Origin of the sequence: Citrobacter sp. MNAZ 1397 (genome assembly GCF_023613995.1) — a bacterium.
In the GTDB taxonomy this organism is placed as follows: Bacteria; Pseudomonadota; Gammaproteobacteria; order Enterobacterales; family Enterobacteriaceae; genus Phytobacter; species Phytobacter ursingii.
Genome location: NZ_JAKIVH010000001.1, coordinates 379448 through 402665 on the forward strand (window position 1 = coordinate 379448; position 23218 = coordinate 402665).

A 23218-nucleotide genomic window follows, 5' to 3' on the forward strand; every position below is an offset into this window, starting at 1 on the left:
TTCGATTCTTTATACTAAGCCACAATATTGATACTGGACAAACTTATGTCAGTGAGTGCTTTTAACCGACGCTGGGCGGCGGTGATCCTTGAAGCTTTAACGCGCCACGGCGTGCGACATATTTGTATCGCGCCGGGTTCCCGTTCCACACCGCTGACGCTGGCGGCGGCAGAAAACCCGTCCTTTATCCATCATACGCATTTTGATGAACGCGGCCTGGGGCATCTTGCACTCGGTCTCGCAAAAGCGAGCGGCACCCCGGTGGCAGTGATCGTCACCTCGGGTACAGCCGTAGCGAATCTGTACCCGGCGTTGATCGAGGCCAGCCTCACCGGGGAAAAATTGATTTTTCTTACCGCCGACAGGCCACCCGAACTTATTGATTGTGGTGCCAACCAGGCGATACGCCAGCCGGGGATCTTTGCCTCGCATCCGGCGCAATCACTGGCGCTGCCGCGTCCGTCGCTGGATATTCCTGCCCGCTGGTTGCTTTCTGCTGTCGATCATCTTATGGCGTCCGCACAGACTGGCGCGGTGCACATCAACTGCCCGTTTGCCGAACCGCTGTACGGTGAAATGGATGATACGGGACTTGCCTGGCAGCAAGCGCCCGGCGACTGGTGGCAGGACGACAAACCCTGGCTGCGTGAAGATTTGCACACTGGCAGCGCGAAACAACGCGACTGGTTTTTCTGGCGGCAGAAACGCGGCGTGGTTGTGGCGGGTCGAATGAGCGCCTCGGAAGGCAAACTGGTTGCCGCATGGGCGAAAATGCTCGGTTGGCCGCTTATTGGCGATGTCCTTTCACAAACCGGACAACCGCTGCCGTGCGCCGACCTGTGGCTGGGCAACGCCCGTGCGGTGAGTGAGCTGCAAGCCGCGCATATTGTTGTTCAACTCGGTAGCAGCCTGACCGGTAAGCGGCTGCTCCAGTGGCAGGCGACCTGTGAGCCGCAGGAGTACTGGCTGATCGACTCCGTTGCCGGGCGGCTTGATCCGGCGCACCACCGTGGTCGCCGTCTGGTTTCCAGTATTGCCGAGTGGCTGGAGCTGCATCCGGCGGAATCACGCGCGCCCTGGTGTACTGACATTCCACAATTATCCGCCCAGGCGTGGCAGACGGTTGCCCGTCAGCGTGAAACCTTTGGCGAAGCGCAACTGGCACATCGGCTGGCGAAATATCTGCCGGATCAGGGGCAGTTGTTCCTCGGCAATAGCCTGGTGGTTCGCCTGGTGGATGCGCTGGGGCAGCTACCTGTCGGTTACCCGGTCTATAGCAACCGTGGCGCGAGCGGTATCGATGGCCTGATTTCTACTGCCGCAGGCGTACAGCGCGGCACGGCGCGGCCTACGCTTGCCATCATCGGCGACTTGTCTGCATTGTACGATCTGAATGCGCTGGCCTTACTGCGCCAGCCTTCTGCACCGATGGTGCTGATTGTGGTCAATAACAACGGCGGGCAGATCTTCTCACTGTTGCCGACGCCGCAAAGCGAGCGTGAACAATTTTATTTAATGCCGCAGCACGTTCGTTTTGAGCATGCGGCGGCGATGTTTGGCCTGAAATACCATAATCCCCACACCTGGGATGAGCTTGAACAAGCGCTGTCGGGGGCCTGGAGTAAAGCGGGGGCAACGCTGATTGAACTGGTGGTGAAAGACACTGACGGCGCGCATACGCTACAACAGTTGCTCGCACAGGTAAGCCAGCTGTGATCCTCAATGCGCGGGTAATGCCAGGAGAGCCGCAAAAGCCGTGGCTCATTTTTTTGCACGGTTTTTCGGGTGACAGCCGCGAATGGCAACCCGTCGGCGAGCGTTTTACGGCATATTCACGCTTGTATATTGACCTGCCGGGCCATGGTGATTCGGCGGATAGCAGCGTGGCGTCATTCTGTCAGCTAGACGATGCGCTGCTCGACACTCTTTATAGTTACAACATACTAAAATACTGGCTGATAGGGTATTCGCTGGGCGGGCGGGTGGCGATGCACTTTGCCTGCTCTCAGCCGAAGGGGCTTTTGGGCGTCATTGTCGAAGGTGGACACCCTGGCCTGACATCGGCAGCGGAGCGGCAGGAACGACAGACATCCGATGGACAATGGGCACAGCGATTTCGTATGGAACCCCTTGTCGATGTTTTTAGCGACTGGTACCAACAACAGGTGTTCGCGTCTTTGAGTGAGGAACAACGGCAACGTCTGGTGACGTTACGCAGCCGGAACAACGGCCCGGCGCTGGCCGCGATGCTGGAAGCGACCTCGCTTGGCGTACAGCCGGATTTACGCGCTGCGCTGCGTAAAGCGCCTTTTCCATTTCATTATTTATGTGGTGAGTTTGACAGTAAATTTCGCGCGCTGGCGACTGAGGTTAGCGCGAACTGTCATCTCATTGTTGACGCCGGGCATAACGCGCATCGGGAACGCCCCGACAGCGTGGCGAACTGCCTGGCGCGAATTCTGCGTCTCGATATAAAGGGCATATTATGATCTATCCCGATGAAACCATGCTGTACGCACCGATTGAATGGCAAGACTGCTCGGAAGGCTATACCGATATTCGTTATCACAAATCGGTGGATGGTATTGCCAAAATCACCATTAACCGTCCCCAGGTGCGCAACGCATTTCGTCCCTTGACCGTCAAAGAGATGATTCAGGCGCTGGCTGATGCGCGCTATGACGACAACATCGGTGTGATTATTCTGACCGGTGAAGGCGAAAAAGCGTTCTGCTCGGGTGGCGATCAGAAAGTCCGTGGCGACTACGGTGGATACCAGGATGACTCCGGCGTGCACCATCTGAATGTCCTGGACTTCCAGCGTCAGATCCGTACCTGCCCGAAACCGGTGGTTGCGGCCGTTGCAGGCTATTCCATTGGCGGTGGCCACGTGTTGCATATGATGTGTGACCTGACGATCGCGGCAGAAAACGCCATCTTTGGCCAGACCGGTCCGAAAGTGGGCTCCTTTGACGGCGGCTGGGGCGCATCCTACATGGCGCGCATCGTCGGTCAGAAAAAGGCGCGTGAAATCTGGTTCTTGTGCCGTCAGTACGATGCCAAAGAAGCGCTGGATATGGGGCTTGTAAATACCGTGGTGCCGGTTGCCGAGCTTGAGAGAGAGACTGTGCGCTGGTGTCGTGAAATGTTGCAGAACAGCCCGATGGCGCTGCGTTGCCTGAAAGCGGCACTGAACGCCGACTGTGATGGTCAGGCAGGTCTACAGGAACTGGCGGGTAACGCTACCATGCTGTTTTACATGACCGAAGAGGGTCAGGAAGGCCGCAACGCGTTTAACGAAAAACGCCAGCCGGACTTCAGCAAATTTAAACGGAATCCGTAATGCGTAGCGCGCACGTTTACCGCTGGCAGATACCGATGGATGCGGGCGTCGTACTGCGCGACCGGCGGCTGAAAACCCGTGACGGGCTGTTTATTCATCTGCGGGACGACGCGCATGAAGGCTGGGGCGAGATTTCGCCTTTGCCGGGATTTAGCGTGGAGTCTCTTGAGGAGGCGACAGCCGCCGTCTGTGGCTGGGCCAGGGGGTGGAGCGCGGGAGATGGTGGCCTATTGCCGGGATTGCCGTCGGTTGATTTTGGTATCAGCTGTGCGCTGGCGGAACTGCGCGGCACGTTGCCGCAGGCGGCGAACTATCGTGCTGCAACGCTTTGTACGGGCGACCCGGACGATCTCTTTGCCGCGCTGGCAGCCATGCCGGGCGAAAAAGTGGCGAAAATGAAAGTCGGCCTGTATGAAGCGGTACGCGATGGCATGGTCGCTAATTTACTGCTGGAAGCGATGCCTGACCTGCGCCTGCGTCTGGACGCTAACCGTGCCTGGACGCCGCTCAAAGCGCAGCAATTCGCAAAATATGTGAATCCTGAGTACCGTGATCGCATTGCTTTTTTGGAAGAGCCCTGTAAAACCCGTGATGATTCTCGCGCCTTCGCCCGTGAAACAGGCATAGCGATAGCCTGGGATGAAAGTTTACGCGACGCTGACTTTACCTTTGAGCGTGAAGAGGGCGTGCGTGCGGTGGTGATTAAGCCCACCTTGACCGGTAGTCTTGAGAAGGTACAGGCGCAGGTAACTGCGGCCACGCAGTTGGGGATGACAGCGGTTATCAGCTCGTCAATCGAGTCCAGCCTTGGCCTGACCCAACTGGCGCGTATCGCCGCATGGCTTACCCCTGAAACGCTTCCGGGTCTCGATACGTTAAGCCTGATGCAGGCTCAGCTTGTGCGCCGCTGGCCGGATAGCCCATTACCCTGCCATAGCGTTGAGACGCTGGAACCCTTGCTATGAGGTTCACTACCTGGCCCTGGCATTACTGGTGCGAAATGCGTGGCGATGAGCCCGCTATTCGCTTGCAGGACGAGACCTTAAGCTGGCGTGAGCTGTGCGTGCGTGTTGATGCGCTTGCCGCCGGTTTTGCCCTTCAGGGGGTAAGCGAGGGCGATGGCGTCATGCTACGTGGGCGAAACCAGCCCAACATGGTGTTAGCGTGGCTGGCGTTATTGCAGTGTGGCGCACGCGTATTGCCGGTAAACCCACAATTACCCGCACTGTTGCTGGAGGCATTGCTGCCGGCCCTGACGATGCGTTTTGCCGTTAATCTGGCGGATAGCAACACCTTTGCGGGTTTGTCGCCGCTTGAACTGCAACCTCTTGCCCAGCCTTATGTCATCGACTGGCAGCCGCAACGGCTGGCGTCGATGACGCTTACCTCTGGTTCGACGGGGTTACCCAAGGCGGCGGTTCATACCTGCGCGGCGCATCTTGCCAGCGCAGAAGGGGTGCTGGCGATGATTCCTTTCGCGCCAGAAGATGACTGGCTGCTGTCGCTGCCGCTGTTCCATGTGTCCGGGCAGGGAATTCTGTGGCGCTGGTTACTGGCAGGCGCACGCTTAACCGTCTCTGAGCGCACTCTGGCAGAGGCTTTACAAGGATGTACCCATGCGTCGCTGGTGCCCACGCAGCTGTGGCGCCTGCTGAATGATGCGCTGGATATTTCTCTTAAAGCCGTTTTGCTGGGCGGCGCGGCGATCCCGGTCGATCTGACCGAACATGCGCGTGAGCGTGGAATCCGTACCTGGTGCGGCTATGGCCTGACGGAATTCGCGTCGACGGTGTGCGGGAAAGCGGCGGATGGTCAGTCTGATGTCGGTTATCTGCTGCCGGGAAGAGCGTTGCGTATCGTTGACGATGAAGTGTGGCTGCGGGCAGAAAGTATGGCCTCAGGTTACTGGCGTGACGGGGAGTTACTGCCGTTGCTCAATGATGAGGGCTGGTTTGCCACTCGTGATAAAGGCGTACTGCGCGACGGCCGTCTGACTATTCTGGGACGACTGGATAATCTGTTTTTCAGCGGCGGCGAAGGTATCCAGCCGGAGGAGGTGGAGCGTGTCATCGTGGCGCACCCGCAAATTCAGCAGGTTTTTATTATTCCCCGCGAGGACCGTGAATTTGGTCATCGACCTGTGGCGGTGGTGGAGTGCGATGACGACATCGAACTTTCGCAGTTTAGCGCCTGGGTACAGGATAAGCTCGCACGCTTCCAGCAGCCCGTTGCCTGGTTGCGCTTGCCGGAGCATCTCTCGTCCGGCGGCATTAAAATATCACGCCATGCGCTACAGTTATGGGTCGCCGCACTGTAGATTTTTTGCGTAATGCTTTCCAGAATTGGGGCTGAGATCCCCTGCAGCGACGGGAGGGTGGTAGTGTCCTGACAAATGACATCAGGCAAGGATTGCCATGAAGAACACCGCCACAACCACCGCGCATGACGCGCTGTTTAAACAGTTTCTTACCCATAAAGAAACGGCGCGCGATTTTCTTATGCTCCATTTACCCGCGCCGCTACGTCAGCTTTGCGATCTCGCGACATTGAAACTGGAGTCCGGGAGTTTTATTGATGAGGCACTGCGCGCAACACATTCTGACGTGCTCTACTCGGTTACCACCCGGCAGGGAGAGGGGTACATTTATGTGCTCATTGAGCATCAGAGTTCACCCGACAAGCTGATGGCCTTTCGCTTACTGCGTTATGCTATTGCGGCCATGCAGCGGCATCTTGATGCGGGAAACACGGTCTTGCCTCTGGTGATTCCGATGCTTTTTTATCATGGGCGCATTAGCCCTTATCCCTTTTCGTTATGTTGGCTGGATATGTTCAGCCAACCGCAGCAGGCGCATGAACTGTACACAGCGTCATTTCCGTTGGTGGATATCACCGTTGTGCCTGATGAGCAGATCATGACGCACCGACGCGTTGCCTTACTCGAACTATTACAAAAACATATTCGTCTGCGGGATATGACCCTGTTGCTGGACAAACTGGTCACGACATTGTCGCTGGGATACACTACTTCGCAGCAGTTGCGCGCGGCAATGTACTATTTACTGAGCAGAGGCAACACGCCAGCGCCAGGCGCTTTTCTTCGCCGACTGGCGCACCGTTCGCCACAACATAAGGAGACGTTGATGACTATCGCTGAACAACTGGAAGAACTCGGCAGGCGTAAAGGCTTTCGTCAGGGGCGTAATGAAGGACGTCACGAAGGGCGTCAGCAGGGGCGGGAGGAAGGACAAAAAGCCGAAGCGCTTCGCATCGCCTGTGAAATGTTACGCAGTGGCATGGATAAAGCCGTCGTACAGCGTCTCACTGGCCTGAGTGACGCTGCACTGGCGCAGCTCAAACATTAAAACTGCGCCGCGTTTTTTTAGAGTAGCCCTTTCAGACTTAGCGTGCGGCGGGTGGCGACATTCAGATCGTATTTTGTCAGATCCGCCGGGCTCACCCAGGCGTAATCCTGAAATTCTTCATTGATCACTACTTCACGATTCGCGCTGATGCAGTCAAAAATCAGGTAAATCATGTAGATCTCTTCTTTGCTGCCATCGGCGTAGGTTTTTATGCGCACATCGTCGCTAAAGGTCCACGGCGTTATCTGTTGCAATACAAGTTTCTTGCCAAGCTCTTCGCGAACTTCGCGGCGCAACGCGTCTTCAATACGCTCGCCGGGTTCGACACCTCCGCCACTGAGTGCCCATTGGCCGGGAAAAACACCGCGATCGTCGGCCATTTTGCATAGCAAATAATCACCTTCATTTTGAATCAGCGGGCACACAATTGTCCTTTGACGCATGATTTAGTCCTTATCCTTATGACGGGTATAGGGTTTATACCACTAACCTTGCGGGGATGCAGTACGCTGCCAAAAAAGAGCAAATTGCCCTTTACTGGCACATTTAATGAAAACAGACGCGTAAAAATAGTGGATTGATGTAAAAAATCATTTTTAGTTCAGTATTCTTAAAAAAAATGATCGTACAATCAGCCGCTTTGGAACAGTGGACTATTGTTGCGCGGATAAGAGAAATGAAAAAGAGTGTATGTTTGGGTTTTGCCAGTCTTCTGCTGGTGTCTGCCGGGGCGAATGCCGTGAGCTTGAGCGGTCAGGTGGGGGAGCACTATACCAACCTCGGCGTGGGTATGGGAACGGAAACCAGTGGTCTGGCGTTGAGCGGCAACTGGGCGCACAACGATGATAATGGCGATATCGCCGGACTGGGCCTGGGTTACAACATTCCGCTGGGACCGTTTATGGGGACTGTGGGCGGCAAGGGCGTTTACCTCAACCCGAATGCCGGGAGCGAAGGCTATGCGCTGGCCGTAGGCGGTGGCCTGGCGTGGCAGATTAGCGACAGCTTCCGCCTCTTTGGCGAATATTATTACTCTCCGGATTCCCTCTCCAGCGGGGTCAATGACTACCGTGAAGCGAATGCCGGTGCACGTCTGACCATTATGCGTCCACTCAGCATTGAAGCCGGTTACCGTTATGTCGATCTGACCGGTAAAGAAGGCCATCGTGACAATGCGGTGGCAGATGGCCCGTACGTGGGTGTTAACGCCAGCTTCTGATCTTTCGGCGCGGCGTCCGTCCGCGCCAGTTTCTTACCTCTTTTCTTCCCTTCATGCGGTATAGTGTTTAAACCTCTATTGCTGGAGAAAATAATGTTAAACGTAGAGATGCTGTCAACCGGCGATGAAGTTTTGCACGGGCAAATCGTGGATACGAATGCCGCCTGGCTGGCAGATTTTTTCTTTAATCAGGGGTTACCGCTTACCCGACGTAATACCGTTGGCGACAACCTCGACGACCTGGTGGCCATTCTGCGTGAACGCAGCCAGCAGGCGGATATTCTTATTGTTAATGGTGGATTAGGCCCAACCAGCGATGACCTCAGTGCGCTGGCGGCGGCAACGGCGAAGGGCGAAGCGCTGGTATTGCATGAAGAATGGCTGACGCAGATGGAGCGCTTCTTTAGCGAGCGCGGACGCGTTATGGCGCCCAGCAACCGCAAGCAGGCGGAAATTCCCGCCAGTGCGGAACTGGTGGATAATCCGGTTGGCACCGCCTGTGGTTTTGCCGTACAGCTTAATCGCTGCCTGATGTTCTTTACGCCGGGGGTACCTTCGGAATTTAAGGTGATGGTGGAACGTGAAATTCTGCCGCGCATTCGCGCCCGCTTTACACTTCCTGAGCCACCTGTCTGTCTGCGCCTGACAACCTTTGGCCGTTCTGAAAGCGATCTGGCGCAAAACCTGTCGCATTTGACGTTACCTGAGGGTGTGGTGATGGGCTATCGCTCATCCATGCCCATTATTGAACTGAAACTGACTGGTCCGGCAGAGCATCGCGAGGCGATGGAGGCGTTATGGCCGGAAGTGAAGCGGGTGGCCGGTGAGAGCCTCATTTTCGAAGGCACCGTGGGTTTACCGGCACTGCTTGCTGGTCGGCTGCGTGAACGTCAACTTAGTTTGACGCTGAGCGAACAGTTCACCGGTGGCCTTGTTGCATTGCAGCTATCGCGTGCGGATGCGCCGTTGCTGGTCAGCGAAGTCATCCCCTCGCAGGATGAAGCGTTAGTGCAGACGGCCCGTTGGGCTGCGGGACTGCGCGATCGCCATTTGGCCGGGCTGGCGCTGACCGTCTCGGGGCTGGAGGAAGAGCATCTGAACTTCGCGCTGGCGACACCTGAAGGTACACATGCCTTGCGCGTCAAATTTAATACGAACCGACATAGTCTGATAGTACGTCAGGAAGTCTGCGCGATGATGGCGCTGAATATCCTGCGCCGTTGGCTCAATGGTCAGGACGTTGCCAGCGACCATGGCTGGATCAACGTCGTCGAATCGTTATTTGTTGAATAATCTTTTTATGCCGGAAGAAATAGCGCTTCCGGCGTTTTCCAGTCCAGCCTGTTGTACTCCCCCTGAAAAAATCTGCGTAGCACTTCACGTTTTTTATTCATGAGATGTCCAGCATGCTGGAGCGCCATGACTTTATGATCATTCTCACAAAACCGGGTCCAGTAAGCCGCAACACTGATTCCAACATCCAGGACTGGAGTCCAATATGCTGGAATCAAGTAAAGTACCCGCGCTCAGTCGGGCAATTGAAATCCTTAATCTCATCGCACGTATTGGGCCTTGCAGCGCTGCGATAATCATTGAAGAGACTGGCATTCCTAAAAGCACCGCCTATTTAATTTTAGCGGAATTAAAAAAAGCGCGTTTATTGCGTATTGATAGCAATGACAACTACTGCTTGTGGACAAAGCTCGTTGAACTTGCCGGACACGCGTTGGCAAGAATGGATCTGCGCGAAATTGCCCGTCCCCGGCTGACTGAACTTATGGATGAGACCGGTTTGCTCTGTCATCTGGGTATTATCGATGACGCAAATGCCTATTACATCCTCAAAATAGAATCTCCCTCCACCATCAGCGTGCGCTCTCACGAGGGCAAAAGTCTCTCCCTTTATCGCTCCGGTATAGGGAAGTGTCTGCTGGCCTGGCAGCCGCCCGCACTCCGCGATGAAATCATCCGCCATTTGCACTGGGAAAAAACGACATTGTCGACCATTGCCAATGCCCAACAACTGCACGATGAGCTGGCGTTGATTCGTGCCCGGGGTTGGAGCTATGACAATGGCGAAGATTACCCCGATGTCCGCTGTGTCGCAGCCCCCGTGTTTGATGCGCGCAACGCGCTAACGGCAGCCATCTCGGTAGTGGGAACCCGGCTGCAAATCAATGAGGAAAACAGGGATTACCTCGCAGGTAAGGCGATTACCTGCGCAAAAGATATTTCCCGGCTTTTAGGGTGGAAAAGCCCTTTCGACAAGCAAGCATCATAAAAAGGAGAACATCATGAACTTACCAAAAATTAAACACGTCAGGGCCTGGTTCATCGGAGGCGCTAGCGCAGAGAAAGGTGCAGGGGGTGGTGATTATCACGATCAGGGCGCCCATCACTGGATTGATGATCATATCGCTACGCCGATGAGCAAGTATAAAGCTTACGAGCAGTCCCGGCAGTCTTTCGGCATTAACGTGCTGGGTACCTTAATTGTCGAGGTGGAAGCCGAAAATGGTCAGACGGGGTTTGCTGTCTCCACCGCCGGAGAGATGGGCTGTTTTATCGTTGAAAAGCATTTAAACCGCTTTATCGAGGGGAAATGCGTCAGTGATATCAAGCTTATTCATGATCAAATGCTTAATTCCACTCTGTATTACGCGGGGTCTGGCGGGCTGGTTATGAATACGATTTCCTGTGTCGACCTGGCCTTATGGGATCTGTTTGGCAAGGTTGTCGGGTTACCGGTTTATAAATTGCTCGGTGGTGCGGTGCGCGATGAAATCCAGTTTTATGCGACCGGCGCGCGCCCTGACCTTGCGAAGGAGATGGGGTTTATTGGCGGCAAAATGCCGACACACTGGGGTCCCCATGATGGCGATGCGGGTATTCGCAAAGACGCGGCAATGGTGGCTGAATATCGCGAGAAGTGCGGTGAAGATTTCTGGCTTATGCTGGATTGTTGGATGAGCCAGGACGTTAACTATGCAACAAAACTCGCCCATGCCTGTGCCCCTTACAATCTGAAATGGATCGAGGAGTGTCTGCCTCCGCAGCAATATGAGGGCTATCGTGAACTTAAGCGTAACGCGCCTGCCGGAATGATGGTCACCAGCGGTGAGCATCACGGTACGCTGCAATCGTTTCGTACGCTCTCGGAAACAGGGATTGATATCATGCAGCCCGATGTCGGCTGGTGCGGTGGTTTAACGACGCTGGTTGAGATCGCCGCGATTGCGAAAGCGCGCGGGCAGCTTGTCGTGCCACATGGTTCTTCGGTGTATTCCCACCATGCGGTAATTACGTTTACTAACACGCCATTCAGTGAGTTTTTAATGACCAGCCCCGACTGCTCTACGCTGCGTCCGCAATTTGATCCCATCCTGGTAGATGAGCCGGTGCCAGTGAATGGACGCATTCATAAGCGTGTGCTCGATAAACCGGGCTTCGGTGTTGAGCTTAATCGCAACTGCAATTTAAAGCGCCCGTATAACCATTAATTCCTCCGCGCCGCCACCACGCGGCGCAGCCCTGGATGAGGTCGTCACAATGAATACCAGCTTATTGGATAGCGTGGTAAAGAAAAACCGCGCCCGTTTAATCCCTTTTATGTTGATGTTATATGTTCTGGCATTTCTCGATCGTTCGAATATCGGTTTTGCAAAAGAGACGTATCAGATAGACACCGGTCTGAGTAACGAAGCCTATGCACTCGGTGCGGGTATCTTTTTTGTTGTATACGCCTTCCTCGGCGTGCCGGCTAATCTGTTGATGCGCAAATTCGGCGCACGTTACTGGATTGGCGGGACGACGCTGGTATGGGGCTTTCTCTCCGCGGCGATGGCCTGGGCCGATACCGAAACCAGGTTTTTGGTGGTTCGCACGCTGCTGGGGGCGGCAGAAGCCGGCTTTTTCCCGGGCATGATTTACCTTACCTCGCAGTGGTTCCCGCAGCGCAATCGCGCCAGCATCATGGGGCTTTTTTACATGGGGGCGCCATTAGCTTTGACGCTGGGTTCACCGCTGTCCGGCGCATTACTGGAAATGCATGGTTTTATGGGGCATCCGGGATGGTTCTGGATGTTCCTGATAGAAGGCTTGCTTGCCGTTACCGCCGGTATTTTTACCTTCTTCTGGCTGGACGACACGCCCGCTCAGGCGCGGTTTCTCACGTCGCAAGAGAAGGCCGTGCTTGAGGCTCAACTGGCCAGCGAAGAGGAAAGTAAAGTGACGTCACGCCTGAGCGACGCGTTGCGTAATGGTCGCGTATGGCAACTGGCTTTCATTTACCTGACTATCCAGGTGGCGGTTTATGGGCTGATCTTTTTCCTGCCAACGCAGGTGGCTGCGTTGTTGGGAACAAAAGTGGGATTCACCGCCTCGGTGGTGACGGCTATCCCGTGGATCGCCGCGCTGTTTGGTACCTGGCTGATTCCGCGTTACTCCGACAAAACAGGCGAACGCCGTAATATCGCCGCGCTGACCTTGTTAGCCGCGGGTATCGGCATTGGCGTGTCCGGGCTGGTCTCTCCGGTGTTGGCCATTCTTGCCTTATGCGTTGCGGCGGTGGGGTTTATTGCCGTGCAGCCGGTTTTCTGGACCATGCCCACGCAGCTTTTGTCCGGAACGGCGCTGGCGGCAGGTATTGGCTTTGTGAATTTGTTTGGCGCGGTCGGCGGATTTCTGGCCCCCATCATCCGTGTGAAAGCCGAAACCCTGTTTGCCAGTGGTGCTGCCGGGCTTCTGACCCTTGCCAGCGTGGCGATTGCCGGCGCGCTGATCATTTTAACCCTGAATGTGAAACGCCCTGTTTCCCATTCGAACAGCGTGCATTCATGACCAAAAGGAAGCGAAATGACAACGGATCCGATTTTATCCAACCCGTTCAAGGCAGGTTTGCTAAAAGGTGAAACGCAGATTGGTTTGTGGTTGAGTTCCACCACATCGTATATGGCTGAGATTGCAGCGACCTCCGGGTATGACTGGTTACTGATTGATGGCGAACATGCGCCGAATACCATCCAGGATCTCTATCAACAATTGCAGGCCATTGCGCCGTACGCCAGCCAGGCCGTTATTCGGCCCGTTGAGGGGAGCCGTGTTCTTATCAAACAGGTGCTTGATATTGGCGCCCGTACATTGTTAATTCCCATGGTGGAGAGTGCAGAACAGGCACAGGATATCGTGGCCGCCACGCGTTACCCGCCGCAAGGCGTTCGTGGCGTGGGGGCGAGTGTTGCGCGCGCCGCCCGCTGGGGTCGGGTCGAAAATTATATGGCCCGCGCTAATGAAGAGTTGTGCTTATTGATTCAGGTTGAAAGCAAAGCGGCGCTGGATAATCTTGATGCCATTTTGCATGTTGAGGGTATCGATGGGGTATTTATCGGCCCGGCTGATCTCTCTGCGTCATTAGGCTATCCTGACAACAGTGCTCATCCTGTAGTGCAACGCGCCATTCAACAGGCCATTACGCAAATACGTGACGCCGGGAAAGCGGCAGGTTTTCTGGCGGTCGATCCACTTATGGCAAAGAAAGTACTGGAGTGGGGAGCTAACTTCGTGGCGGTTGGTGTGGACACCATGCTTTATACCGGCGCGCTGGATCAACGTCTGGCGTTATTTAAAGCGGTAACGCCTTCGGTCATGAAGGGCAGTTATTAACTCTCGGCCCGCCGGAATGGTTCCGGCGGGCTAACCATTTAGCACAGAGCCTGCGCCAGTAAGGTGATAGGGTGTTCACAGCGAAGGCTGGTGGACATTTCCACCTGCCATTTACAGGTTTCACAATCCGTGATGACCAAATCCGCGCCGCTGGCCTCAATCTGGCGGAACAGTGGTTCGCCAATGGCCTGCGAGGTGGGGTAGTTTTCACGCTTAAATCCGTACGTCCCCGCAATCCCGCAGCAACGTGAATCCAGTACGGTAAGTTCCAGCCCGGGAATCCGTCGCAGCAGATCCAGGGTGTAGTGCGTCCAGCCCATTTTCTCCATATGGCATGGTGTGTGATAAACCACCTTCAATGGCAATGCCTTGAGCTTGAGCGTATTGCCTTCTTCCAGTTTGCGCCAGATCCAACGCGTTGCCAGGTCGATATGCGGGCGTAACTGATGATTGTCCACGTCCAGCAGATGCGGATATTCATCACGCAGCGTGAAGGTGCACGTTGAGGAGGTGGCAATCACCGGAATGCCGTCACCTGTAATGCTCTGTTGCAACGCCCGAATATTAAATTCTGCCTGCTTTTTCGCTTTGGCAAAATAGCCATTGGCGATCAGCGGCACCCCGCAGCATTTTTCCTGGCGTAACAGTTGCACACCGATTCCCATCGCGTTCAGCACCTGCAACAGGTCTTTACCCAATTGCGGATGGTTGTAATTCACATAGCAGCCATGAAAAAACGCCACCTGCTGGTCAAACGCTTTCTGCTTGTCGGCAACGGAGCGGTACCAGCGGCGGAACGTGCCATGAGAATATTTTGGCAGTGTCCGGTGATGATCGATTTTCAGCGCTTTATCAAGCAACTGGCGAACGGGCTTAAGTGACGTGGCGGTATTGACCAGTGGCGCGAATGGCGTGGATAACGACCCCATCAAATCCGTATGGCTCAGGATGGCATTACGTAAAGAAGGCGGATTGACGGCATATTGTGAACGCGCGCGCTGAATAATATCGCCAATCTTCACGCCAGACGGGCACGCCGTTTCACACCGTTTACAGTTGGTGCAGTATTTCAGCGCCTCATCAAACAGCGCCGGATCCTTAAGACGTAAACGTTCACCATCAGGCCCCGCCTGTTTCGGACCAGGGTAGGCCGGATTGACCGCACTGACAGGGCAGACGGTAGTGCAGACGGTGCATTTGATACAGCTTTCAAATTGAGTCGTGGTCATTTCAGCTCTCCCCGGGCACAAATTTGTTCTGCGGCATACAGCGCGGTAACCGCACAAACGCCACCGCCACACCCCTGAGCAACGGCATCAAAACCGCCTAATACAGAGCCCACCACATACAGGTTATCCAGTATCGCGCCCTGGCGCTGAGCGTGTAGCGTTGCGTCAGTGATCACGCCAAACTGTTGCCACGGCTGGGCATCAAAGACATTGTCGCGATACCAGCTTTCCCGTCCGGGGCTTTGTAATACGTCGAGGTCAAAAATGGTTTCCCGGATGCGATCGCGTTCGGCAATTAAACCATTATTAAAAAAACTGCCGCTGGCGAGCACCACATGGCGGGGACGTAGCGGAATATCTTCGTGCTTGCGCGTCCACAGTTGGGTCACGCGCCCCTTCTCCATATCAGCGCGGATCACCTCATCGCCAGGCATCCATGTACCTCCGCTCTGGATAAAGCGTTGCTGCAGGCGTGATTGCATGCGGGTGCCGGGAACCGACGGCGGCAGGGTAGGCAACAAACGCAGTGGGCACGAGAGCTGCTGATTGAGGCGCGTAAAGACGGTGCTGTCCTGCAGGCCAATACAGGCCGGAAAGTAGAGCACATCGTACTGACGGCTTAACGGCAACAGCGCGCGATACAGCTCATCAAAATTCTCTGCCACATCCAGTACGCGGGCGATATTGACGGCGCGAAATTCACTCGGGTTATCCCGCACACGATCTAACACTGGCAGCGTTATCTCTTCTGCGGTCGCATTCATGCCATGTTTTCTCAGTGATGCGGCAGCCAGTTGCGGCTGGAAATCGAGAAATCCACAAATACCGACCACCCCGATGGCGATATCTTTTGTCGGCTGGAGAGGAATTTCATCAGGGCTTAGCCAGGCCTGGCGGAACGTTCCCAGCGGGGTGACACGCATATGTGGCGTGTCTGCCTCACCTTTAAGCGTCAGGCCGCAGTCGGCCAGCATGGTCTGGGTCATTTTTGCATAGTGGCGTACCTTTTCAGCACCCAGTAAGGCATAAGGATGTTCGCTTTGCATACGCTGCAACGCATCCACCCCGGCGGTGAGGTCGCTGACCGCTTGCCCGTCCGGAAGCCGGGAGAGCAAATCCAGTGAGCCGGAGGAGAAATTGAGTGCGCTCTGACCGCGGCTGACAATAGCACAGCGTTGACCCTTTTCGCTCAATCGAATACCGCAGAGTAATCCGGCGAGGCCGCCGCCGATAATAACCGTATCAAATTTCATCTGTTGGCTCCTTTTCCAGCCCGCACAGTCCTTGATAGACCCAACGTGTAAATTCACTTTCTCGTAGTGCATCTCCCCAGGCGACAGGTTTGATGCCTTTCCAGCGCTCATTCAGGAATGCTGAAAGCTGGCTAAGAGACTCTGTTTCATTGGTCACCCGCATGCTGTGCAGCAAGCCTGCAGCGCGACAGGCGCACAACTCACCCTGACATGTGCCCATGCCCACGCGGGTGCGGCGGCGCAGATCCAGCAGGGAGTTAACATTGAGGTTTTCAACGGCGTATTGAACTTCCCCGGCGGTGACGGCTTCGCATTCGCATACCAGACTACGGCTGTGGCGATCGCTGCCCAGTGAAGCTGGCGTGCGATCGCCATGGCGATAAATGGCCGAGCCACGTAGCGGCACCGGCAGTGAGATTATTTTTTTCAGCGCCTGTTCTGTAGGCTGTTGTGAGCCCGGCAACGGCGTTGTCGCAGTGATGCAGGGGGTGCTGTGACCGAGCTTACGGCAGACGGCATCGGTGGCCCATTCCGCCATCAGACGATAAGTCATCAGCTTGCCGCCAGTAATGGTGATAAAACCTTCCATGCCGTCGCGTTGGGCATGGTCAAGCAGCACAATACCGCGACTGACGTTACGTCCTGTCGGGTCATCATCGCTGGCAACCAAAGGGCGGACGCCCGCATAGGCGCGCAGGATACGGGTTTGCGCCATCACCGGCGCCAGCTTTTCCCCCTCACGCAGCAGAATATCGACCTCTTCGGGCGTCACCCGGATGTTGTCAATATCCTTATAGTCGATATGGGTGGAGGTGGTGCCAATCAGGGAAATGGTATCGCCTGGCACGAGGATGTCGGCATCTGCCGGCTTACGGCAGCGGTTTATCACATGTTGGTTGATACGATGGTCAAGTATCAGCAGGGCGCCCTTGGCCGGGAACATGCGAATACGTAAATCCGCATACTCCGCGATGCGCTGGCCCCAGATCCCGGCGGCATTGACCACGACAGGAGCATGCAGGTGATAAAGCTCATGCGTTTGTGGGTGCATCAATTGTACGCCAGTAACCCTGTCGCCCTGGCGGACTAACCCGCAGACTTCGTGACCTGTCAGGATTGTGGCGCCATGCTCACGCGCATCAAGCATATTGCTGGCGGTCAGGCGAAAAGGATCCACGGTGCCATCGGGAACACGAACAGCGCCCGTCAGTGCCGGGTTAACGCTGGGTTCCATGCGCCGCGCTTCCTCTGGCGTAATGGCCTGCGCGTTAATCCCCGCGCGCTGACAGGCGTCAATAAAGACTGGCTGGTAAGCCAGATCGTCTTCCGGCAGGGTGATAAATAAGCCGTCTGTAGGCTCAATACAGTGGCGAGCGATACGCTTGAGGATTTGGTTTTCTGCAATACATTCCCGGGCGGATTCGTTATCGGTCACTGCATAACGCGCACCGCTGTGCAATAAACCATGATTGCGGCCAGTGGCGCCTGTCGCAATGTCATGGCGTTCAAGCAGCACCACGCGCAGGCCGCGCAATGCACAGTCGCGGGCGATGCCTGCCCCGGTCGCGCCACCGCCGATGATGATGACATCGTAATCGTTTGAGTTAGCCATTTCTTCGTCTTCCGAGCGGGATTCCATGGAAACATTTAGCCACACTGTTGCTATGGATTGTTTGATATCGCGCATATTCGAGCAAAAAACGAAAATAACCAGGGCTGTTTTATGTCTGAAAGTGGAGCTTTGTCATAAATATGTAACATAAGGTGCGACAAATCGCCTTTTGTCGTTAGAATTTGCCGGGTAAAAGCGTTGAAAACGAAATCATGGTTTCGTTTTCACTCATTGCAGTTATTTATAATGATAAAACCCTGCCACGGAGGCGTATATGTTGAGTATTTTCCGGCCAGAATCCCACCGAGAAAGACTTCCTGAGGAGCGCATTGACCCGGTTTATCGTCGTCTGCGCTGGCAGATTTTTCTGGGTATTTTCTTTGGCTATGCGGCCTATTATCTGGTGCGCAAAAACTTTGCGCTGGCCATGCCTTACCTCGTCGAACAGGGCTTTTCGCGAGGCGATTTAGGATTTGCCCTGTCGGGGATCTCCATTGCCTATGGCTTCTCAAAATTCATCATGGGGTCCGTGTCGGATCGTTCGAATCCGCGCGTTTTTCTGCCCGCCGGCCTGATTCTGGCGGCGGCAGTCATGTTGTTCATGGGATTTGTCCCGTGGGCGACATCGAGCATTGCCATTATGTTTGTGCTGTTGTTTTTGTGTGGCTGGTTCCAGGGGATGGGGTGGCCACCGTGCGGACGTACCATGGTGCACTGGTGGTCGCAAAAAGAGCGTGGCGGGATAGTGTCTGTATGGAACTGTGCGCACAACGTGGGCGGTGGTATTCCTCCCTTATTGTTCCTGCTGGGTATGGCATGGTTTAACGACTGGCGGGCGGCGCTGTATATGCCTGCGTTTGGGGCAATCATTGTTGCAATCTTCGCGTTCGCCATGATGCGTGATACTCCCCAGTCCTGCGGCTTACCGCCGATTGAAGAGTATAAAAACGACTACCCGGACGATTACAGTGAAAAGGCGGAAGAGGAGCTGACGGCGAAGCAAATCTTTATGCAGTACGTCTTCCCGAACCGCCTGCTGTGGTATATCGCCATCGCCAACGTGTTCGTTTATCTCCTGCGCTACGGCATTCTGGACTGGTCGCCCACCTACCTGAAAGAAGTGAAGCATTTCGCACTGGATAAATCCTCCTGGGCCTATTTCTTTTATGAATATGCCGGCATCCCCGGTACGCTGATTTGCGGCTGGATGTCTGACAAAGTGTTTAAAGGTAATCGTGGCGCCACCGGCGTCTTCTTTATGACGCTGGTCACCATTGCCACGATCATCTACTGGTTAAACCCGGCGGGTAATCCGACCATAGATATGCTGTGCATGATTGTTATTGGCTTCCTGATCTACGGTCCGGTAATGCTGATTGGCCTGCATGCGCTTGAGCTGGCACCGAAAAAAGCGGCCGGTACGGCGGCGGGTTTCACCGGTTTATTCGGCTATCTTGGCGGGTCGGTGGCGGCCAGCGCGATTGTCGGTTACACCGTCGATTTCTTCGGCTGGGACGGCGGCTTTATGGTGATGATTGGCGGCAGTATTCTGGCGGTACTTTTGCTGATTGTCGTGATGATAGGCGAACGCAAACATCACGCAGAAGTCGCGGCTAAACGCCGGTAAGACAATAAAAAGGGCCGCTTGCGGCCCTTTTACATTTCAATCTCGATATCCCCTTTGGCTTTGCAGCAGCAGGGTAATATTTCGTCGGGCTGGATGAACGCCAGCGGCTCGGTCAGCCAGTCTACCTGGCCTGCGACCAGGCGACAGCGGCAGGATCCGCAGTAACCTTCGCGACACTGGTATTCCACCGTTACGCGCTGTGATTCCAGCGCCACCAGCAGAGAAGGGTGTTCTTCCTTGCACAACACCTGTGTGCCTGTCAGACGCAAGGTTACGCGTGTCATCAGAGCTGGAAGTTACTCAAGTCGTCGGTATCGACCTCAGCGTCAATCTGGCCAACCAGATAAGAGCTGACCTCCACTTCCTGCGGAGCGACCTGGACGTTATCGGAGACCAGCCAGGTATTGATCCACGGAATCGGGTTAGATCGGGTCTGGAATGGCAAGTCCAGGCCGACCGCCTGCATGCGAATATTGGTGATGTACTCAATATATTGCCACAGGATATCTTTATTCAGGCCGATCATGGAGCCGTCGCGGAACAGATACTCTGCCCACTCTTTCTCCTGCTGAGCCGCCTGGACGAACAGGTCATAACACTCCTGTTTGCACTCTTCGGCAATCTCGGCCATTTCCGGATCATCGCTACCCGAACGCAACAGGTTCAGCATGTGCTGCGTGCCGGTCAGGTGCAGCGCTTCATCGCGTGCAATCAGGCGGATGATTTTAGCGTTGCCTTCCATCAATTCGCGCTCCGCGAAAGCGAAAGAGCAGGCAAAGCTGACGTAGAAACGGATAGCTTCCAGCGCGTTAACGCTCATCAGGCACAGATACAGTTTCTTTTTCAGCTCACGCAGATTTACGGTCACGGTTTTGCCGTTGACAGTATGGGTACCCTCGCCCAGTAAATGCCAGTAGCTGGTCAGTTCAATCAGCTCATCGTAATAGGCAGAGATGCCCTCGGCACGTTTCTGGATCTGCTCGTTGGTGACGATATCGTCAAACACAATCGCCGGATCGTTGACGATATTACGGATGATGTGGGTGTAAGAGCGCGAATGGATCGTTTCTGAAAACGCCCAGGTTTCAACCCAGGTTTCCAGTTCCGGGATCGAAATTAGCGGTAACAGCGCCACGTTCGGGCTACGCCCCTGAATAGAGTCCAGCAGGGTCTGGTATTTCAGGTTGCTGATGAAAATGTGTTTTTCGTGTTCCGGCAACGCCTGATAATCAATACGGTCGCGGGAAACGTCAACTTCTTCCGGACGCCAGAAAAAGGAGAGTTGCTTTTCAATCAGCTTTTCAAAGATGTCATATTTTTGCTGATCGTAGCGGGCCACGTTGACCGGCTGGCCGAAGAACATTGGCTCTTTGAGCTGGTCGTTTTTCGTCTGTGAAAAGGTGGTGTATGCCATGAGTGTGTCCTGTGGTGTGATTTCCCTCACCCCGGCCCTCTCCCACAGGGAGAGGGGGAAAGAGTTCCCTCTCCCTATGGGAGAGGGTTAGGGGAGGGGATTTATTAAATCTTACATGCGCCGCTTTCGCAGCCATCATCCTGAATGGACGGCACCAGATCATCCTGTGCATCTTCCGCACCGTCGCGGGTGTTTTGATAGTACAGGGTCTTCACGCCAAATTTATAGGCGGTGAGCAAGTCTTTCAGCAATTGCTGCATCGGCACTTTTCCTGACGGGAAACGTGACGGGTCGTAGTTGGTATTTGCAGAGATCGACTGGTCGATAAATTTCTGCATGATGCCAACCAGTTGCAGATAACCGTCATTGTTCGGCATCTCCCACAGCAGCTCATAATTATCTTTCAGCAGCTCATAATCCGGCACTACCTGGCGCAGAATACCGTCTTTCGACGCCTTGATGCTTACATGACCGCGCGGCGGCTCAATACCATTCGTGGCATTGGAGATCTGCGATGAGGTCTCCGACGGCATCAGCGCAGACAGCGTGGAGTTACGCAGACCGTACGTTTTCACCGATTCACGCAGAGCGTCCCAGTCGTAGTGCAGCGGTTCGCTGGTGATACCGTCCAGGTCTTTTTTGTAGGTATCAATAGGCATAATGCCTTTGGAATAGGTGGTTTCGTTAAACCACGGACACGCGCCTTGCTCTTTCGCCAGTTCGTTCGACGCTTTCAGCAGGTAGTACTGGATTGCTTCGAACGTTTTGTGCGTCAGGTTGTTGGCGCTGCCATCGGAGTAACGTTTGCCGTTTTTCGCCAGCCAGTAAGCGAAGTTAATCACGCCGATACCCAGCGTACGGCGGCCCATTGCGCCACGTTTTGCTGCCGGAATCGGGTAGTCCTGGTAATCAAGCAGGGCGTCCAGCGCACGCACCGCCAGTACCGCCAGCTCTTCCAGCTCATTCAGGTCAGAAATCGCACCCAGGTTAAAAGCAGACAGCGTACAGAGCGCGATTTCGCCGTTTTCGTCGTTCACATCGTCCAGCGGTTTAGTCGGCAGGGCGATTTCCAGGCACAGGTTAGACTGGCGCACTGGCGCAACCACCGGGTCAAACGGGCTGTGGGTATTGCAGTGGTCAACGTTCTGGATGTAGATACGACCGGTAGAGGCGCGTTCCTGCATCATCAGCGAGAACAGCTCAACGGCTTTCACGCGCTGTTTACGGATGCTGTCGTCTTTCTCATATTTGGTGTACAGACGCTCGAACTCATCCTGATCGGCGAAGAAGGCGTCATACAGACCCGGGACATCAGACGGGCTGAACAGGGTAATCTCTTCACCTTTCAGCAGGCGAGTGTACATCAGTTTGTTGATCTGTACGCCGTAGTCCATGTGACGTACGCGGTTACCTTCCACGCCACGGTTGTTTTTCAGCACCAGCAGGCTTTCAACTTCCAGATGCCACATTGGGTAGAACAGGGTCGCCGCGCCACCACGCACACCGCCCTGAGAGCAGGATTTTACCGCGGTCTGGAAGTGTTTGTAGAACGGGATACAGCCGGTATGGAATGCTTCGCCGCCGCGAATCGGGCTACCCAGCGCACGAATACGACCCGCGTTGATGCCGATACCGGCACGCTGGGAAACATATTTCACAATGGCGCTGGAAGTAGCATTGATGGAGTCCAGGCTGTCGCCGCACTCGATCAGCACGCAAGAGCTGAACTGACGCGTCGGGGTACGCACACCGGACATAATCGGCGTCGGCAGTGAAATTTTGAACGTGGAGACCGCATCATAGAAGCGCTTCACGTAACTCAGTCGCGTTTCGCGCGGATATCCTGAGAACAGGCAGGCAGCCACCAGGATATAGAGGAACTGCGCGCTCTCGTAGATTTCGCCGGTAACACGGTTCTGAACCAGGTATTTGCCTTCGAGCTGCTTAACGGCCGCGTAGGAAAAATTCATATCGCGCCAGTGGTCGATAAACCCGTCCATCTGCTTGAACTCTTCTTCCGTGTAGTCTTCCAGCAGATGCGTGTCGTATTTGCCAAGTTCCACCATTTTTACCACGTGGTCATACAGCGCTGGCGGCTCGAACTGGCCGTAGGCTTTTTTACGCAGATGGAAGATGGCCAGGCGTGCGGCGAGGTACTGGTAGTCAGGCGCATCGCGGGAAATCAGGTCCGCAGCAGCTTTGATAATGGTCTCGTGAATATCGGATGTTTTGATGCCATCGTAGAACTGGATATGGGAACGCAGTTCCACCTGAGAGATGGATACATTACTCAGCCCCTCTGCCGCCCAATCCAGCACCCGATGAATTTTGTCGAGATTGATGCGTTCAGTACCACCATCACGCTTTGTCACCAGCAGACTCTGATTCATGTGAAATTTACCTGTCCGTGAATAAAAATATCCCCCAATTATCCACAGAACCGCGTTGTGACTAACTCTGTGGATAAATACTATATGTTGGGGGTTTAAGATAAG

Annotated in this window: 20 protein-coding genes; 13 read left to right on the top strand and 7 right to left on the bottom strand. The window is 54.8% G+C overall.

Features of this window, described 5'->3' with window-relative positions; translation table 11 throughout:
- The first annotated feature begins 45 nt into the window (after window positions 1–45).
- The 6 genes from menD (at window position 46) to L2097_RS01640 (ending at window position 6708) form a co-directional block, all read left to right on the top strand.
- Entirely contained in the window at window positions 46–1716 is a 1671-nt protein-coding gene (gene menD, locus L2097_RS01615) for a 2-succinyl-5-enolpyruvyl-6-hydroxy-3-cyclohexene-1-carboxylic-acid synthase (RefSeq protein WP_250351993.1), read from the top strand.
- Complete coding sequence (gene menH, locus L2097_RS01620) at window positions 1713–2489, top strand: 2-succinyl-6-hydroxy-2,4-cyclohexadiene-1-carboxylate synthase (RefSeq protein ID WP_047369466.1); 777 nt, start codon at window positions 1713–1715, stop codon at window positions 2487–2489. Before menD ends, menH begins: the two co-directional genes overlap by 4 nt.
- The gene (gene menB / locus L2097_RS01625) at window positions 2486–3343 is read left to right on the top strand and encodes a 1,4-dihydroxy-2-naphthoyl-CoA synthase (protein WP_079496254.1); all 858 of its coding nucleotides are present in this window, start codon (window positions 2486–2488) and stop codon (window positions 3341–3343) included. The genes menH and menB overlap by 4 nt, the downstream gene beginning before the upstream one ends.
- Entirely contained in the window at window positions 3343–4308 is a 966-nt protein-coding gene (gene menC / locus L2097_RS01630; RefSeq protein ID WP_250351994.1) for an o-succinylbenzoate synthase, read from the top strand. Before menB ends, menC begins: the two co-directional genes overlap by 1 nt.
- The gene (gene menE / locus L2097_RS01635) at window positions 4305–5660 is read left to right on the top strand and encodes an o-succinylbenzoate--CoA ligase (protein WP_250351995.1); all 1356 of its coding nucleotides are present in this window, start codon (window positions 4305–4307) and stop codon (window positions 5658–5660) included. Before menC ends, menE begins: the two co-directional genes overlap by 4 nt.
- Window positions 5661–5757: 97 nt before the next feature.
- Window positions 5758–6708: an Rpn family recombination-promoting nuclease/putative transposase gene (locus tag L2097_RS01640; RefSeq protein WP_250351996.1), complete on the top strand. Its 951-nt coding sequence runs from the start codon at window positions 5758–5760 to the stop codon at window positions 6706–6708.
- 17 nt (window positions 6709–6725) lie between these two features.
- Here the strand turns inward: L2097_RS01640 and nudI are convergent, their stop codons facing one another.
- Window positions 6726–7151 (bottom strand): nucleoside triphosphatase NudI, encoded by a 426-nt coding sequence (nudI, locus tag L2097_RS01645; protein ID WP_047369471.1) that lies wholly within the window; start codon window positions 7149–7151, stop codon window positions 6726–6728.
- Window positions 7152–7384: 233 nt separating this feature from the next.
- Between nudI and L2097_RS01650 the strand changes: the two genes are divergently transcribed.
- From L2097_RS01650 to yfaU, 6 genes are all read left to right on the top strand, one after another.
- Window positions 7385–7927, top strand: a complete 543-nt coding sequence (locus L2097_RS01650; RefSeq protein WP_047369472.1) for a YfaZ family outer membrane protein — start codon at window positions 7385–7387, stop codon at window positions 7925–7927.
- Between the two features lie 93 nt (window positions 7928–8020).
- Window positions 8021–9220: a nicotinamide mononucleotide deamidase-related protein YfaY gene (locus L2097_RS01655; RefSeq protein WP_047369473.1), complete on the top strand. Its 1200-nt coding sequence runs from the start codon at window positions 8021–8023 to the stop codon at window positions 9218–9220.
- Window positions 9221–9425: 205 nt separating this feature from the next.
- On the top strand, window positions 9426–10208 hold the full coding sequence (locus L2097_RS01660) for an IclR family transcriptional regulator (protein ID WP_085005377.1): 783 nt from the start codon (window positions 9426–9428) through the stop codon (window positions 10206–10208).
- Between the two features lie 13 nt (window positions 10209–10221).
- Window positions 10222–11427, top strand: coding sequence for an L-rhamnonate dehydratase (rhmD, locus tag L2097_RS01665; protein WP_047369475.1), 1206 nt, complete (start codon window positions 10222–10224; stop codon window positions 11425–11427).
- Window positions 11428–11476: 49 nt separating this feature from the next.
- Complete coding sequence (locus tag L2097_RS01670; protein ID WP_047369476.1) at window positions 11477–12766, top strand: MFS transporter; 1290 nt, start codon at window positions 11477–11479, stop codon at window positions 12764–12766.
- 15 nt (window positions 12767–12781) lie between these two features.
- Window positions 12782–13588, top strand: a complete 807-nt coding sequence (yfaU, locus tag L2097_RS01675) for a 2-keto-3-deoxy-L-rhamnonate aldolase (protein ID WP_085005376.1) — start codon at window positions 12782–12784, stop codon at window positions 13586–13588.
- 38 nt (window positions 13589–13626) lie between these two features.
- On the opposite strand, the gene glpC is transcribed toward yfaU, so the two are convergent.
- Genes glpC through glpA form a run of 3 tightly spaced genes read right to left on the bottom strand, consistent with a single transcriptional unit; the run spans window position 13627 to window position 17682 of the window.
- Window positions 13627–14817, bottom strand: coding sequence for an anaerobic glycerol-3-phosphate dehydrogenase subunit GlpC (glpC, locus tag L2097_RS01680; RefSeq protein WP_250351997.1), 1191 nt, complete (start codon window positions 14815–14817; stop codon window positions 13627–13629).
- Complete coding sequence (glpB, locus tag L2097_RS01685; protein WP_250351998.1) at window positions 14814–16070, bottom strand: glycerol-3-phosphate dehydrogenase subunit GlpB; 1257 nt, start codon at window positions 16068–16070, stop codon at window positions 14814–14816. Before glpB ends, glpC begins: the two co-directional genes overlap by 4 nt.
- Entirely contained in the window at window positions 16060–17682 is a 1623-nt protein-coding gene (glpA, locus tag L2097_RS01690) for an anaerobic glycerol-3-phosphate dehydrogenase subunit A (protein WP_085005399.1), read from the bottom strand. Before glpA ends, glpB begins: the two co-directional genes overlap by 11 nt.
- 274 nt (window positions 17683–17956) lie before the next feature.
- On the opposite strand from glpA, the gene glpT reads away from it, so the two are divergent.
- Complete coding sequence (gene glpT / locus L2097_RS01695; RefSeq protein WP_047369480.1) at window positions 17957–19309, top strand: glycerol-3-phosphate transporter; 1353 nt, start codon at window positions 17957–17959, stop codon at window positions 19307–19309.
- A gap of 29 nt (window positions 19310–19338) precedes the next feature.
- Here the strand turns inward: glpT and yfaE are convergent, their stop codons facing one another.
- From yfaE to nrdA, 3 genes are all read right to left on the bottom strand, one after another.
- The gene (gene yfaE, locus L2097_RS01700) at window positions 19339–19593 is read right to left on the bottom strand and encodes a class I ribonucleotide reductase maintenance protein YfaE (protein WP_250351999.1); all 255 of its coding nucleotides are present in this window, start codon (window positions 19591–19593) and stop codon (window positions 19339–19341) included.
- Entirely contained in the window at window positions 19593–20723 is a 1131-nt protein-coding gene (nrdB, locus tag L2097_RS01705) for a class Ia ribonucleoside-diphosphate reductase subunit beta (protein WP_039079918.1), read from the bottom strand. The genes yfaE and nrdB overlap by 1 nt, the downstream gene beginning before the upstream one ends.
- Window positions 20724–20827: 104 nt before the next feature.
- Window positions 20828–23113 carry a class 1a ribonucleoside-diphosphate reductase subunit alpha gene (nrdA, locus tag L2097_RS01710; protein WP_047369482.1) on the bottom strand — a complete coding sequence of 762 codons (2286 nt, stop codon included), beginning with the start codon at window positions 23111–23113 and terminating at the stop codon, window positions 20828–20830.
- Window positions 23114–23218: the final 105 nt, after the last annotated feature.

Bases quoted from the DNA above. Each gene is read 5' to 3' on its own strand.
- menD (WP_250351993.1), top strand. From the start codon at position 46: ATGTCAGTGAGTGCTTTTAACCGACGCTGGGCGGCGGTGATCCTTGAA.
- menB (WP_079496254.1), top strand. From the start codon at position 2,486: ATGATCTATCCCGATGAAACCATGCTGTACGCACCGATTGAATGGCAA.
- menC (WP_250351994.1), top strand. From the start codon at position 3,343: ATGCGTAGCGCGCACGTTTACCGCTGGCAGATACCGATGGATGCGGGC.
- menE (WP_250351995.1), top strand. From the start codon at position 4,305: ATGAGGTTCACTACCTGGCCCTGGCATTACTGGTGCGAAATGCGTGGC.
- L2097_RS01640 (WP_250351996.1), top strand. From the start codon at position 5,758: ATGAAGAACACCGCCACAACCACCGCGCATGACGCGCTGTTTAAACAG.
- nudI (WP_047369471.1), bottom strand. From the start codon at position 7,151: ATGCGTCAAAGGACAATTGTGTGCCCGCTGATTCAAAATGAAGGTGAT.
- L2097_RS01650 (WP_047369472.1), top strand. From the start codon at position 7,385: ATGAAAAAGAGTGTATGTTTGGGTTTTGCCAGTCTTCTGCTGGTGTCT.
- L2097_RS01655 (WP_047369473.1), top strand. From the start codon at position 8,021: ATGTTAAACGTAGAGATGCTGTCAACCGGCGATGAAGTTTTGCACGGG.
- L2097_RS01660 (WP_085005377.1), top strand. From the start codon at position 9,426: ATGCTGGAATCAAGTAAAGTACCCGCGCTCAGTCGGGCAATTGAAATC.
- rhmD (WP_047369475.1), top strand. From the start codon at position 10,222: ATGAACTTACCAAAAATTAAACACGTCAGGGCCTGGTTCATCGGAGGC.
- L2097_RS01670 (WP_047369476.1), top strand. From the start codon at position 11,477: ATGAATACCAGCTTATTGGATAGCGTGGTAAAGAAAAACCGCGCCCGT.
- yfaU (WP_085005376.1), top strand. From the start codon at position 12,782: ATGACAACGGATCCGATTTTATCCAACCCGTTCAAGGCAGGTTTGCTA.
- glpC (WP_250351997.1), bottom strand. From the start codon at position 14,817: ATGACCACGACTCAATTTGAAAGCTGTATCAAATGCACCGTCTGCACT.
- glpB (WP_250351998.1), bottom strand. From the start codon at position 16,070: ATGAAATTTGATACGGTTATTATCGGCGGCGGCCTCGCCGGATTACTC.
- glpA (WP_085005399.1), bottom strand. From the start codon at position 17,682: ATGGCTAACTCAAACGATTACGATGTCATCATCATCGGCGGTGGCGCG.
- glpT (WP_047369480.1), top strand. From the start codon at position 17,957: ATGTTGAGTATTTTCCGGCCAGAATCCCACCGAGAAAGACTTCCTGAG.
- yfaE (WP_250351999.1), bottom strand. From the start codon at position 19,593: ATGACACGCGTAACCTTGCGTCTGACAGGCACACAGGTGTTGTGCAAG.
- nrdB (WP_039079918.1), bottom strand. From the start codon at position 20,723: ATGGCATACACCACCTTTTCACAGACGAAAAACGACCAGCTCAAAGAG.
- nrdA (WP_047369482.1), bottom strand. From the start codon at position 23,113: ATGAATCAGAGTCTGCTGGTGACAAAGCGTGATGGTGGTACTGAACGC.